Source organism: Marinitoga aeolica (genome assembly GCF_029910535.1).
Classification (GTDB): Bacteria; Thermotogota; Thermotogae; order Petrotogales; family Petrotogaceae; genus Marinitoga; species Marinitoga aeolica.
In genome coordinates this window covers 1,383,394-1,398,249 of sequence record NZ_CP069362.1, presented here as the reverse complement: position 1 = coordinate 1,398,249, position 14,856 = coordinate 1,383,394, and the positions used below count along the sequence as shown (strand labels likewise).

12 protein-coding genes are annotated in these 14,856 nt (G+C 28.8%); 2 read left to right on the top strand and 10 right to left on the bottom strand.

Annotated features, from left to right (window positions below; genetic code table 11):
- Window positions 1–11 precede the first annotated feature (11 nt).
- The 3 genes from JRV97_RS06560 to panC are packed head-to-tail and all read right to left on the bottom strand — an operon-like array spanning window position 12 to window position 3,203.
- On the bottom strand, window positions 12–485 hold the full coding sequence (locus tag JRV97_RS06560; RefSeq protein ID WP_280997363.1) for a chemotaxis protein CheW: 474 nt from the start codon (window positions 483–485) through the stop codon (window positions 12–14).
- On the bottom strand, window positions 466–2,349 hold the full coding sequence (locus JRV97_RS06555; RefSeq protein ID WP_280997362.1) for a cache domain-containing protein: 1,884 nt from the start codon (window positions 2,347–2,349) through the stop codon (window positions 466–468). Before JRV97_RS06555 ends, JRV97_RS06560 begins: the two co-directional genes overlap by 20 nt.
- 11 nt (window positions 2,350–2,360) lie before the next feature.
- On the bottom strand, window positions 2,361–3,203 hold the full coding sequence (panC, locus tag JRV97_RS06550; RefSeq protein WP_280997361.1) for a pantoate--beta-alanine ligase: 843 nt from the start codon (window positions 3,201–3,203) through the stop codon (window positions 2,361–2,363).
- Between the two features lie 211 nt (window positions 3,204–3,414).
- Between panC and JRV97_RS06545 the strand changes: the two genes are divergently transcribed.
- Window positions 3,415–7,188 carry a glucodextranase DOMON-like domain-containing protein gene (locus JRV97_RS06545; RefSeq protein WP_280997360.1) on the top strand — a complete coding sequence of 1,258 codons (3,774 nt, stop codon included), beginning with the start codon at window positions 3,415–3,417 and terminating at the stop codon, window positions 7,186–7,188.
- A 410-nt stretch (window positions 7,189–7,598) separates the two neighbouring features.
- On the opposite strand, the gene JRV97_RS06540 is transcribed toward JRV97_RS06545, so the two are convergent.
- The 7 genes from JRV97_RS06540 to JRV97_RS06510 all read right to left on the bottom strand — a co-directional run bounded on the left by JRV97_RS06540 (window position 7,599) and on the right by JRV97_RS06510 (window position 13,793).
- Window positions 7,599–9,053, bottom strand: coding sequence for an NAD(P)/FAD-dependent oxidoreductase (locus JRV97_RS06540; RefSeq protein WP_280997359.1), 1,455 nt, complete (start codon window positions 9,051–9,053; stop codon window positions 7,599–7,601).
- Window positions 9,054–9,494: 441 nt separating this feature from the next.
- Entirely contained in the window at window positions 9,495–9,953 is a 459-nt protein-coding gene (locus tag JRV97_RS06535; RefSeq protein WP_280997358.1) for a hypothetical protein, read from the bottom strand.
- A 12-nt stretch (window positions 9,954–9,965) separates the two neighbouring features.
- A complete protein-coding gene (locus JRV97_RS06530; RefSeq protein ID WP_280997357.1) occupies window positions 9,966–11,081 on the bottom strand; it encodes an NADH:ubiquinone reductase (Na(+)-transporting) subunit F in 1,116 nt (371 codons plus the stop codon).
- A 9-nt stretch (window positions 11,082–11,090) separates the two neighbouring features.
- Window positions 11,091–11,687, bottom strand: coding sequence for an Rnf-Nqr domain containing protein (locus JRV97_RS06525; protein ID WP_280997356.1), 597 nt, complete (start codon window positions 11,685–11,687; stop codon window positions 11,091–11,093).
- A complete protein-coding gene (locus tag JRV97_RS06520; protein WP_280997355.1) occupies window positions 11,687–12,289 on the bottom strand; it encodes an NADH:ubiquinone reductase (Na(+)-transporting) subunit D in 603 nt (200 codons plus the stop codon). The genes JRV97_RS06525 and JRV97_RS06520 overlap by 1 nt, the downstream gene beginning before the upstream one ends.
- The gene (locus tag JRV97_RS06515) at window positions 12,286–12,903 is read right to left on the bottom strand and encodes an FMN-binding protein (protein ID WP_280997354.1); all 618 of its coding nucleotides are present in this window, start codon (window positions 12,901–12,903) and stop codon (window positions 12,286–12,288) included. Before JRV97_RS06515 ends, JRV97_RS06520 begins: the two co-directional genes overlap by 4 nt.
- Window positions 12,900–13,793, bottom strand: coding sequence for an RnfABCDGE type electron transport complex subunit D (locus tag JRV97_RS06510; RefSeq protein WP_280997353.1), 894 nt, complete (start codon window positions 13,791–13,793; stop codon window positions 12,900–12,902). The genes JRV97_RS06515 and JRV97_RS06510 overlap by 4 nt, the downstream gene beginning before the upstream one ends.
- 351 nt (window positions 13,794–14,144) lie before the next feature.
- On the opposite strand from JRV97_RS06510, the gene JRV97_RS06505 reads away from it, so the two are divergent.
- Window positions 14,145–14,597 carry an Hsp20/alpha crystallin family protein gene (locus JRV97_RS06505; protein ID WP_280997352.1) on the top strand — a complete coding sequence of 151 codons (453 nt, stop codon included), beginning with the start codon at window positions 14,145–14,147 and terminating at the stop codon, window positions 14,595–14,597.
- The last annotated feature ends 259 nt before the right edge of the window (window positions 14,598–14,856 follow it).

Genomic DNA, 14,856 nt, shown 5'->3' with positions numbered 1-14,856 from the left:
ACCCGGCTTTTTTATTCTTCATTGTTTTTTAATATTTTTTCCACATTAATAATAAGAACTATATCTCCATTAAAAGAAAATATATTATCAACAAAATAAAAATCCTGCATTTCTTCTCCTACATTATTTAAAGACCCCTTATCCACAGGAATAATATCTATTATTTCTTTTGTAAAAAATCCATAATTCTTTTTATCATAAATAAAATTTATAATATACATATTTTTGTCATATTCCTGATATTCATCACTTAATAATTTTTTTAAATCAATTAAAGTAATTGGCTGATTATCCTTATTAATTACTCCTCCAATATAGTCTGGAGTATTTGGTAATTCTTTTTTTTCTAAAGTTGGTATAATTTCTTTTATGATCTCTGCCTTTAACCCATATAATACATTTTCTACTTTAAACACAACATAATAATCAATTTTATCCTTAAGTAAAATTATTTTTTTTAATTCTTTAAACGGATTCTTCTTCATCTAATTCACTTCCTGATTCCTCTTTTTTCTCTATTTCTTCTAATTTCTTAAATATTTCATCTAAATTTTTAGGCACCTTTTTTGACACAAATATCTTCTTTAACTCTTCATAATTCTTCTCAATTTCTTTAAAATTATCCACAATATTTTCCATAATTGTTTTATTTTTATTGGTAATTAACTTTAACAAATTAAGAGCATTTTTTAGCTGAGCAGAAGATATTGAGTATTCTTTAATAAAATTCTCTATATCTTTATAAGTAGAGGAAACTCTTCTTATTTCATATATATTGGTGTCTATTGCTTTAAATAATCCATCCAGTGTATTTTTGTATTCATTTAAATTTTCTATTATGTGAGATATATGTGAATGTGTTTTGGAATTATAATCTTTCAAAACATAAGACATATCCCTCATATCTGCAGCAATTACTGCAAAAGTCAGGGAACTTTTTTCTTTTGAGGCTTCTAATGCTGCATTTAATGATAATATTTCCGCCCTAAATGACAAATCACTAACCTTTTCAGAGATTTCCGTTATTTTTGAAATTAATTCAGAAAAATATGAAATTTTTGCTTTTGATTTCAATAAATTATGACGCAATTCTTCAAGCTCTTTATCATAAGAAGAAAGTTTGTTTTTAAAATTCTCAGAAATATTTTGAGAATCGTTTACAGATTGAGAAATTGCTTCAAATGTCTTGGACAATTTTTCAATAGTTTCATTTTCTTCATTTATACGTGAAATTTCTTCTTTAATTAAAGAATCAGTTTGATTGATATTTCCTTCTAATTTATAGATTTGATTAGAAAAAGAATTAAAATTTTCCTTTAAGTTCATTGCCATCAGTTGTAAATTATCTGAAAAATCAATAAACATAGGCTCTTTAATATTTATTTCTATATTATCAAAATTCATCTCATTAAGCTTTTTCATTTCATTTTTCATTATATTAATAGAGCTATAAAACCTTTTTCTTATAATCATATGATTAAAAAGAATCTCAAATAATACAAGCAACGCCAAAAATCCAAATCCAATAAGGTAATATCTGGTAAAATTAGGCATAATTAATTTTTTTTCAATATAAAACCCTATTTTCCAATTTATAGAATAAATTGGACTAACAAATAATAAATAATCTTTTTTATTTTTATTTGTTTCTAAATATCCATGTGAGTTTTTTAAATCACGAATTATATTATCTCTAAAATTCTTTGCAAATGTCCCCGAATTAATACTCCCATCATTATTAACACTAAAATAAGTACCAAGATTATCTATAAAAAATATGTTTCCTTCTTTTTTAAATTTAAAGGCATTGGAATCTAAAAAGAATTTCTTTAAATTCAAAGCTCCTCCAAAAATATATTTTTTACCTTTAATATAATGTTCAATTGCAATGATTATAGCAGCGTCACCTGAGATTTTAGAAGTAAAAATATCACTAATAGACCATTTCTTATTATTTGTAAATATTTCTTGAAAATATCTATATCGGGATATATTCGTAAAAATATTCGAACTTGAAATACTTTCACCATCAGAATTTGCTATAAAAAATTCTTCAAATTCCGGATATTCCTTTAATTGATTTTTTAAATATTGCAAAATTTCCCCAGTTTCTGTTGAATTATACGAAAAATTCTTTGGCATTATCTCTAATTTTCTTATTTCATTTTCAAAATAAAGAGATATATAATTCCCTTTTTCATTTAAATTATTCATTATGCTTTCCGAAATAGGCTCAAAGATATTTTTCCCAAATTCATTTTGAAAAAAATATACTGTAGTAATTATTGATATACTCAAAAGTATAATTGATACTAAATTCAACATTCCCTTCATAGATATTTTAGACATTTATATCTCCCCTATCCTAAAATTACATTATCTATTAATCGTGCCTTACCTACAAAAGCAGCAACTGCTACTAATACTTTATTTTTAATTATATTAACATTTTCTAGATTATATTCATCTACTATTTCTATATAATCCACTTTAACCAGAGGATTTTCATCAAATATTTTTCGCATTTCTGCTTTTATAATATTGGCATTCCTTTCACCACTTTCATATAATTCCTTAGCCTTTTTCAACGATTTACTTAATGCTAAAGCCTGTTTTCGTTCCTCAGATTTCAAATAAATATTCCTGGAACTCATCGCAAGGCCGTCTTCTTCTCTTACTATCGGCATTTCAACCATTTCAACATCCATATTTAAATCATCAACCATTTTTCTAAGAACTCTGAATTGCTGAGCATCTTTTTGACCAAAATAAGCTCTTGTAGGTCTTACTATATTAAACAATTTTGTAACTATAGTTGTTACCCCTTTAAAATGTCCTGGTCTTGATTTCCCACAAAGAACTTTTGTTAATTTGATCTCTTCTACATATGTTGAATGAGTTTTTGAATACATATCATTTACATCTGGATGAAAAATATAATCGACATTATATGGTTTTAATAATTCCATATCTCTATTCAAATCTCTTGGATATCTATCAAAATCTTCATTTGGACCAAATTGAGTTGGATTCACAAAAATACTTACAACAACTATATCATTATCTTTTCTTGCTTGTTCAACTAAAGATAAATGACCTTTATGTAAATATCCCATAGTTGGAACAAAACCTATGCTTTTTCCCTCTTTAATAATTTTATTTCTAATATCTTTCATTTTTGATATAGAAGTTATTAATTCCATTTAAATCCCTCCTGCCTATCATTATTATATTCCTTATTCTAACTGAATTTTACCACACATTAATGATTTTTCAAAGATAAACTATACTAAAAAATAGTTTTTATTAAAAACTTGAAATTTCAGTATGTATTAGTGTATAATTTTAAATGAATGTGATTATATAATTACAAATACAAAAATCAATTTCTATTAAAAGGGGGTAACAAAAAGTATGAGAAAAAGTTTTTCTAAGTTTTTTGTTGTAGCAATTGTAACATTATTATCTATTTTTTTAATTAGTTGTGGTGCTCAACAAGCGCAAGTAATGGAAAAAACTCCATCTGTTAGCGAAGTCACTCCAGAAACATCAGAAACACCTGTCCCTACAGACAGTAGTTCTAATTTAGTCACATTAACATTTAAAGTAACTTTACCAGCAAATACACCTACTGATGAAAATGTTTATATAGTAGGCTCTTTCAATGATTGGAACCCTGGTGATGAAAATTATATTTTATCAAGAGATGGAAATACTGGAACTGTTACATTAACTGTAGAAAAAGGAACCGAAATAGAATATAAATATACAAGAGGCGATTGGGGTACTGTAGAAAAAGACGAAAATGGTGGGGAAATTGCTAATAGGAAGGCCTTAGCTGATGAAAACAAAACTATTGAAGATGTTGTAGCAAGTTGGGCTGATATTCCAGCAGAAATAAAAACAAAAGCTCAACCTGGTGAAAAAGCTATAGTCACTTTTGTAGTAACGTTACCTTCAAATACACCACAATCCGATAATATCTTTATAGTTGGTAATTTCAACAATTGGGACCCCGGACAACTCGTCATGGAAAGAAACGGAAATAAAGCTACTTATAAATTAGAAACTGAAGTTGGAAAAAGATTAGAATATAAATATACAAGAGGAAATTGGGATACTGTAGAAAAAGACGAAAATGGTGAAGAAATCTCTAACAGAGTAGTAATAGTTGAAGATACTGAACAAACCCAAGAAGATACCGTAGCTTCATGGAGAGATATTCCACCTCAATCCTCAGCAGAAAATTCAGCACCTGCTCCAGAAGTTAAAAATATTACAGAAAATGCTGTAGAAAATTTTTTATCAAAAATTCCTAAAGGCGATGACAACAAAGAACCTTTGAAAGTGGCTATTGTTTGGCATCATCATCAACCTTCTTATAAAATACCTGGTAATCTAAATGCAGAAATGCCTTGGGTTAGAGCTCATGCTATAAATGATTATCCATATATGGCTGATTTAGTTGATAAATACTTAACCTCTGGAAGTGTTACATTCAATATAACTCCAGTATTATTAATTCAACTAATGGACTATGTAAACAACGGAGCAAAAGATAAATATTTAGAATTATCCTTAAAAGATAAATTAACCGATGAAGAAAAAGAATTTGTTAAATGGCATTTTTTTGATATAAATCCACAATTTGTTGATTCTCACCCAAGATATGCAGAATTAAGGGAAAAAAGAGATAAAAATGAAAAATTTACTGATCAAGATTGGTTAGATTTAAAAGTTTCATGGAATCTTTATTGGATTAATGCTGACTATATAAATAGTGATAAAAAATTAAAAGCTTTAGCTGAAAAAGGTAAAGATTTTACAAAAGAAGATTTAAAATATGTTATTTCTGTGCAATATAAACTAATGTCAGAAATTGTAGATAAATATAAAAAATTATGGGATGAAGGAAAAGTTGAATTAACAACAACTCCTTATTATCATCCAATATTGCCATTATTAGTAGATATGGGTTGGCCAGAAGATGCAAAAGCACAAATCACAAGAGGATTAGAATATTTTACATCAATATTTGGTAAAAAACCTGTAGGAATGTGGCCATCTGAACAAGCTGTAAGTACTCCTTTAGTTCCTATGTTTGCAGATAATGGTATAAAATGGATAATTACAGATAAACAAATTTTACAAAAAGCGGGAGTTAACACAGGAGATCCACATAAATTATATAAACCATATAAAGTCACAGTAAATGGAAAAAGTGTTATTGTATTTTTCAGAGATACTGATCTTTCTGATAGAATTGGATTTAAATATTCTATTATGACAAAAGAAAATGCTGTAAAAGATTTTCTTACTGCATTACATAATATACAAAAGTTAAATGATGAAGGAGATATGGTCGTTACAGTAGCTTTAGATGGAGAAAATGCATGGGAACATTATCCAAATAATGGTAATGATTTTAGAAAACTATTCTATCAAGCTCTTTCAAATGATCCATATGTTGAATTAGTTACTCCAAAAGAATATATAGAAAGTTATGAAGTTAAGGGAGAATTGAATCAATTACCTAAAGGTTCATGGGTTGGCGGAAGTTTAGACACATGGTATGGAGAAAAAGAAGAAAATGAAGCCTGGGAAAGACTATCTGAAGCAAGAAAGATTTTAATGGAAAACAAAAATAAATTAACAGATGAAGAATTTAAAAAAGCTTTAGATGTTTTATATGCCGCCGAAGGTAGTGATTGGTTCTGGTGGTATGGATCAGATCAAGATGCGGGACCAAATGAAGTATTATTCGATATGCAATTTAAAAAGCTTTTAATTCAATTATATAGAATAGCTAAAGTTCCTGAAAATAAAATTCCTGGGTATTTATTTATAGCAAATAAAAAACCTTCTTCAGCTTCAAAAGGAAATATTGGAAAAGTTGAAATAACATTAGATGGTGTTGTTGATGACAAAGAAATGGCAAAAAGTGCCTATTTTGCCGATGATGATTCAGGTGTTATGTATAAAGAAGGAGACTTGATTTCTGGTTTCTATGTGGGAAGAGATAACTCTAATATTTATGTTGCTGTAGAACTTAAAAAATCTATTGATGAATTATCAGGAAAGCCTTATAAATTAGAAATCTATACAGATATGCCAAATGCCAAAAAACTAAATACAAGAACTGCATACTCAAAAACAGGAGAAAATATTACAGATCTTGGTTTTGCTCTAGCAAAAAGATTTAGTTTCAATCTTCAAAAATATCCTAATTCTAAAGATTTATATTACTACAATGCCAGTGGAACAGAAAGGTGGATGATTGCAGGGAAAACTCCAGGATATATTGCAGCAAAAGGAAATATTGTTGAATTCAAAATTCCTTTTGATTTAATCAGCATTAAAAGTGGTGATGAACTCAATTTAGCTGTTGTTATGGCATATACTGAAAAAGGAAATTCCGGAGATGTTGACTTCGCTCCAAATACTGGACCAGTACATGTTATGATACCAAAAGAAATTGGTGGAAGATTAATAAAAACATTCGAAGATCCAATTGGTGATGAAGATGGACCTGGAGGATATACTTATCCTAAAGATGGAGCATTTAAGCCTTATAAAGGTTTATGGGATATAGAATGGGCTAAAGTATATGATAATGATGACTCCATAGTATTTAAATTTAAGTTTGGAGAAATGACAAATCCATGGGGTGCTCCTAAAGGATTCTCACATCAATTAATTAATATTTATTTAGATACAAAAGATGGCGGGTTAACTAAAACTTATAAAGATGGCGCTAGAGTTCAATTTGATCCAAAACATCCTTGGGACTACTTTATTAAGGTTGCTGGATGGCCAAGTTACGGTCAGTTATTAGCCACTTCTGATGAACAAGAACTACCCGAAGGTGTTCAAGTAGAAGCTGATCCAGGAGAAAAGATTATAACTGTTATTGTAATGAAAAAATTCTTAGATATTAAAAGCAACAAAATTTATGCATATTTCATGGTTGGATCTCAAGATGGATATGGAGCAGATCATTATAGAGCAGTTACACCAGAAAACACACAATGGACATTAGGCGGATATCCGGCAGATGCAGGAGATTACGGGCCATATGTTCTTGATATTATAGTTCCAGAAGGATATGATCAGCATAAAGTATTATCAAGTTATGATGCATCACAAGAAAAATACGCAACATTAGTTCCAGTAGAAATAGACTTTTAATAAAAACTAAAGCTCTGACTAATTTAGTCAGAGCTTTAGCTTTTAGATAAAGAAAAAACATTCAGAATAATATTCATTTATCCAATGAAAAAACATTGATGGTTTCTATTTTCAAACTACAATAAAACCAGCTGTATTTACAGCTGGTCAGACTGTTGACAAAGTATTTTCTAAAAAAATAATATGAGCGAATACTTGAAAATTCCCGAAAAAATATGAATGAAGGCGGATAAAATCACATGGATGTGATTTTAAGCGAAGCCAATCAGGATGTGCGTCTGAGCGACCGCCGGGAATGAATATTTTTGAGGATTTAGAATTTTCCGTATGAGTGAATATTATTTTTGAAAATACTTTGTATTTAATTTTGATTTTGTCTACAAACTGACCAGCTGTATTTACAGCTGGTTTTATATTCCTAAATTTTTGAAATAATTTAAATTAACTTTTTTGGGTATTATACCGGAACCTTTTCCCCTTTGAGGAACTTCATCTTCTGGAATATTTAACGTTTCAGCAATAACCTTTCTTACACGAGGCCCACAAAATTCTCCCTGACAAAAACCCATACCTGCTCTCGTTCTTCTCTTAATAGCATCTATAGATTTTATATGTATTCCTCTGTTTAAAGCATCTATAATCTCTTTTTTACTTACCATTTCACATCTACAAATTATTTGATTTGGGGAATCTATATTCAGCATTTTATTTACTTCTTTATATGATAAATCCTTTTTTATAATTATTGGTGGTCTATATGGATCAAAATCTGTTTTCTTTATCATTTTTAATCCAGAGCTTTTCAATATACCAAGAACCATTCTTGCTATAGCTGGAGATGAAGTTAATCCCGGCGATTCAATTCCTGCAACATTTATAAATCTTTCTTTTGATTCTTCAATTATAAAGTCTCCTGTTGATGGAGTAGGTCTTATGCCTGAAAAAGAGGTTAAAACCTTTCTTAAATCTATATTCGGAACAGATTTCCTTGCTGTTGATATTATATATTTTAATGTTTCAACATCTGTACTTAAATCTTCTTTTTTTGATACTTCATCAGCATTCGGACCTATCATTAAATTACCATGATAAGTTGGTGTAACCAGGATTCCTTTACCTTTTTTTGTTGGCGTTTGAAAAATTACTCTATTTATTATTTTCCCATATCCTTTATGAAAAATAATATATTGTCCTTTTCTGGGTTTTATATAAAAATTATCAATACCAACCATCTTGGAAATTTTATCACTAAAAACTCCTGCAGCATTAATTATATATTTTGTTTTATACTCACCCTTATTTGTAATAACTGTATAATAATCAATATTCTCAATAATATCTAAAACTTCATTTTCAAGTTTTAATTCAACACCATTTTTTACAGCATTTTCTGCCAAAGCAATTGTCATTTCATAAGGAGAGGTTATACCTACATCTTCTGCTAATAATGCAACTTTTACATCCTTATTTATATTAGGTTCTAACTCTAATATTTCATCTTTATATATTATTCTCATTTCATTTTTAAAAACACCGTTTTTTATACCATTTTCATATAATTTTTTTATATTCTCCTCATCTTTTTCGTCAAATCCTATGACCAAAGCACCAGTTTTTTTATATCCAAAATTTAATTCTTCATTTAATTTTTTATATAACCTATTTCCTTCAAAACATAGTTTACCTTTTAATGTTCCATGTTTTGCAGCATACCCACCATGAACAATACCGCTATTTGCTTTCGACGCGCCATTACTTACATCATCACTTTTTTCCAATTGCAAAATTTTTAAATTGTATTTTGATAACTCACGTGCTATAGCACATCCTACAACTCCTGCACCAATTATAGTAACATCATACATAATTCTTCCCCCTAATAAATTTTAAAAAATGAACCCTAGAAAGAAATACAGCATTATTGGAATTCAAAAATAAAACGAATGAAAACTAGAAATTTACATGATTTCCATAAAGAAAATTTATAAAAATAATGGGATGAACCATTGAAAATTCCCGAACTTTCGCTTCGCGAAATTTTAAATATTATAAACTAAAATAATTGCTTTATTTATAACCTATATTAATTATTATATTTTTTTAATATATAAACCTTTATCTATTTTTAATGCTATGCATTAATCTTTCGCTTCGCGAAAATATCAGTTTTTATAAATTAAAACATCTTTTAAATTATATTTTTTAATATAAATCTTTATCTTTTTTTAATGCGGTGCATTAAAAATATGTTTTTTTCAGTTTAGCAATCAAGCGTTTGAATGAGTTTTATTTTGATTCAACTTTAATTATTTACAAATCTCCAAAACCCTTACAAGTTTTGCAGGATCAAGCCTAAAAGGAGATCCCTTTCCCTGAAAAAAATGATGTTTCTCAATTAAATGTAGAGATAAATCACTAAATATAATACTTTCATTATTTTTAAGATTTACTACTTTTGTCACAACTTTTCTGAATATTCCATCTTCAAATGGGCATGGTAAATGTCCTCTTGCTTCTCCAACCTGAACTTCCCATTTTCCATCAACGGTTATTGGTTCTCCCAATCCTTTTTCTCCTTTTTCTTTTAAATATTTTAACTTTTCAATTATTGTCTCAACATCACAATTTAGACTTGATAACAACTCTTCATCTTCTATAATAATATCTATTAAATTTCTATCATCGTCTCCCAAAAAACCATCAGCTGTTATAATACCCGGCTGCATATTTGCCTGAGCTTTTTGAAATTCAGGAGTCATTTTCATATTTCTCCCCCCTTAAGCGAACTTATCATAATAAATCTTATCCTCTGAAATACCATTTTTTGTCATAACATTAACACATGCATTTATCATCCCAGGACTTCCACACAAATATCCTTCTTTAGGTGTATTCTGATCCATTTTTTCCTTAATATATTTATCTAATACATCGGTGATAAAACCTGTTTCCCCTTCCCAATTATCTTCAGGTAAAGGTTCAGAAAGTGCAGGAACAAAATGGAAATTAGGCCATTTTTTTTCTAATTCTCTAAACATTTCTACATAATATAAATCTCTCAAAGATCTTGCTCCAAAGAAATACCAAACATTTCTATTTGTTATTCCTTTTTCATACATATCTAAAATTATTGATTTTAAAGGAGCCATTCCCGATCCGCCTGCAACACCTATTACATCTGCATCTGTATCCCTTAAATAAAACTCTCCAAATGGTCCTATAACTTCCATTGTATCTCCTTCTTTTAAATAATTATGAACATATGTTGTTGCAATCCCACCGGGGACAAGCCTTATTAACAATTCAAATGAATTTTTTTCTGACGGTAATGATGATATAGAATACGCTCTTTGTGTGGGTTCTTTTATCTTTTCATAAGGTGGAACCACTATTTGCATATATTGCCCTGCTTTAAAGTTTACTTCTGATGGTTCTAATAATTTAAAACGAACTTCTTTAATATCATGAGTTACATCTGTAATCTTTTCTATTCTTGTCTTATATTTCTTTACATTAAACAATTCTTCTGGAAGCCATATTTCAATATCTTTTTTTACTTTAACCTGACAGGATAATCTAATATTTTCTTTTATCTCTTCTGGTGTGAGCATTGGGGTTTCGGTAGGCAAATGTGGGCCAACATCTGATAAAACCTTTACTTTGCATGCACCACAACTTCCTCTACCTCCACAAGCAGATGGTACAAAAATACCAGTTTCTGATAAAGTGGTTAGAAGAGATGCTCCACCCTTCACCGTTATTTCTTTTTCCCCATTAATATTAACTTTAACTTCTCCATAATTGTTTACTATTCCATCAACTATAGCAATTATAGCTGCTAAAACTCCACTAATAATTGAAACTACTAAAGGTGCTAATATAATAGGACTCATCATATCACCTCACTGTACATTAAGCATTCCTGAGAATCCTATGAATGCCATGGCCATTATACCTATAATAATCAACGTCAACCCTGGGCCTTTTAAAGCAGCAGGAACATTAGGACTTTTATCAACTCTTTTTCTAATAGCTGCTAACGCCATAATTGCTAACCACCAGCCAAGACCAGAACCTAATCCATAGAATATAGACTGGATAAATGTATAATATCTCAATTGCATAAATAATGAAACACCTAAAATTGCACAATTAACAGTAATTAATGGTAAAAAAATACCTAAGCTCATATATAAATTTGGTGATAACCTATCAATAAGCATTTCCAATATTTGTACAACTGCAGCAATAACAATTATAAAAATAATATATCTTAAATATTCTAATCCTAATGGAACTATAATTTTATTATATACAATCCAATTTAAAGCTGTAGTTATTGTCATTACCATTGTAACTGCCATTCCTAAACCATTTGATGAAGTTATGTCTTTAGATATTGAAATAAATGAACACATTCCAAGAAAATTAGCAAGTAATATATTACTTGTAAAAATTGATGCAAAAAATAATATAAAAGGATTTATATTTGGAGCCATTATTTAGCCTCCTTTCTTAACATTATACCTTTTGCAACCCATATAAAAATTGCAAGCATAAAAAATGCACTTGGTGCCATTAACATGATTGTCCAGGACATAAATCCTTCAGGTAAAACTCTATAACCAAACAATGTTCCAAAGCCAAGTAATTCTCTAAAAAATGCTACAACCATTAGAACTACTAAATATCCAAGACCAGATGTAAAGCCATCCCAAAAAGATATAATTGGTCCATTTGATTGCGCAAAACCTTCTGCTCTTCCCATAATAATACAATTGGTTATTATTAATCCAACATATGGTCCCAACGCTTTACTTATTCCTGGCAAATATGCCCTTAAAATAATATCCACAATAATAACATAGAAAGCTATAATTAATGTTTGTACTATCATTCTTACTTTTCTTGGAATTAGTCCTTTTATTATTGAAACGGTCAAACTTGAAAATGCTGTAACCAAACTTACTGCAATAGTCATAATAAATGTGTTTGTTAAATTATTAGTAACTGCTAATGCTGAACATATTCCCAAAATTTGAACAAAAACTGGATTATTGTACCATACATTTTCTTTTAACACTTTATTGTATTCACTCATCTCAATTCACCCCCTAAGAGGTTTTTTAAAATAGACAAATACTTATTTAACATGGCTGCTACTGCTTCAGATGTTCTTGTAGCACCTGTAATTGCTTCAAATTCGCCATTTTCATGGTTAAAATCTCCTTTACCAGTTCCTCCTATAATCATTTTTATTTTTCCATCTTTAATCCTTTCAAATCTAAATTGTCCTTTAAACCATGCTTCTTCAATTCTTCCTCCCAAACCCGGAGTTTCGCTTTGGGAAATGAAATCTATCCCTATAATTCTAGTTAAGTCCTTATTAACTGCAAGTACTCCTCTAATAGTACTCCATAATCCATTACCAACAAAAACAACGGCGTATACATCCTCTCCATTCACATTTGATTTATAAACATCTATATCTTTAATTTTTTCAACTTTAACTTTTTCATCAAATAATTTATAAGCTTCTTTATCAGTTTTAAATTCTATTCCCATAGCAGAGAGTATAGCCTTTCTTTGGAATAATTCTTCATTTATTTTAACCTTTTCTTTAGTCAACTCATTTGCTAATGCCAATATAAAAACAAAAACAAATGAAATAACAAAAGTAAATATAACTACATATAATTTACTTTCCTTTTTCATTTTTTCACCTTCTTTTTAAGAAGCTCATCCATTAAAGGTGCAAAAGTATTGCCCAATAAAACCGCAAAACTTGTTCCTTCAGGAAATAATGAAAATGTTCTAATCAATATAGTTATAACTCCAATCAAAATTCCATAGTACCAATGAGCTTTTTGATTTTTAGGACCACTAATTGGGTCAGTTGCCATAAACACTGTAACAAATAGCAAACTACCAGACATTAAAAATTGAAGTGGATAATTAATAAAACCTGCAAAATAAAAAATATAAATCATTGTAGTTGCACTTAAAAATGTTGATAAAATTATTTTCCAGCTCGCAGTTTTGGTATAAATTAAATAAATTGCAGCTATGATTATTAGAAATATAAAACTTTCACCCATTGAGCCAGCTCTAAATCCAAAAAACATTTTTAATAGATTAAAAGACGCTTCTCCACTTCTCATAATTTTTAAAGGTGTTGCCGTAGTAATGGCATTTATCCCAAAATTACCCGGTTCCATCCAGCCATATGTCATAATATTTGGAAAGGTTATATAAATAAATAATCTTCCAACTATAGCAGGGTTAAAAGGATTTCTCCCAAAACCACCAAAAACTTCTTTTCCAAACAATACTCCAAAAATGATACCTATCAAAGCTATCCACCATGGCGTTAAAGGAGGCAAAGATAGAACAAAAAGCATAGAAGTTACAAGGACGGCTTCTGATACATTTTTTTTAACTCTTTTTTCCATTATATATTCAGTTATTATGCCTCCTCCAAAAACAACAACACTTAATAATAAAAGTCTAACTCCATAAAAGTATAAAGCAAACAAGTATATAGGAGTTAGTGCATACAACACCCGCCTCATCATAGGCTGTTTAAGAAAAAAACTTTTTTTCACTAAACCACCCCCTAATTTTATTTTTCAGATAAATTATATCAAATTTTTATATTAATTACAAATTTAAAATTTATATCATTAAATTACCTTTTAACAATTAAATTATACCACTTAATTTACCAAAAATTGTTATATATGAAAAGTAATATTAATAATTCTAATTATCAATTAATAGTAAAGAATGCTATAAAATTTAGTAAAAAATATATTTAGTATAATTAAATATTTTTATATATAATATTTTTATAATTTTTTTAGTTGTTCAAATACATTTGAACCTAATAAATATTTTTTCGTCATAAATAACGGAAGTCAATGAAAAAGAAAAAATTATAAAAAGGAGGGGATATCATGAGTGAAATCAAAAGATATGAAAAAGGAAACTTTTTTGAACCATTTGAAACTTTAAAAAGAGAAATTGAAAGACTATTCGATGATTTCGGAACTCTTGATATCTTCGAAAATTCCAGAGGATATACCATGCCCAACTTGGATATATACGAAACAGATAAAGATATAGTTATTGAAGCCGATGTGCCAGGATATGATAAAAAAGATATTAATATTAGATTAGATGATGACATTTTAACAATATCTGCTGAAAAGAAAGACGATAAAGAAGAAAAAGGAAGAAATTATATCAAAAGGGAAAGATATTTTGGAAAATTCGAGAGATCTATTAGATTACCCGATTACATTGATATTGAAAAAATCAAAGCAAAATTCAAAGATGGTGTTTTAAAAATAGAAATACCAAAATTACCTGAAAAAGCTAAAAAATCAAAACAAATCAATATTGACTAAAAGCTCCAGGCGTTTTTCCTGGAGCTTTTAGTTTGTAGACAAAGTACAAAATAAAATATGAAAAAATAATATGAGCGAATCCTTGAAAATTCCCGAAAAAATGTGAATGAAGCCTGACAATTTTGCATGGATGCAAAATTGAGTGAAACCGAGCACGGATGTGAGTTTGAACGACAGGCGGGAATGAGCATTTTTGAGGAATAAGAATTTTCACTGGATGAGCAAATATTATTTTGATTATTTTATTTTGTCAACAGTC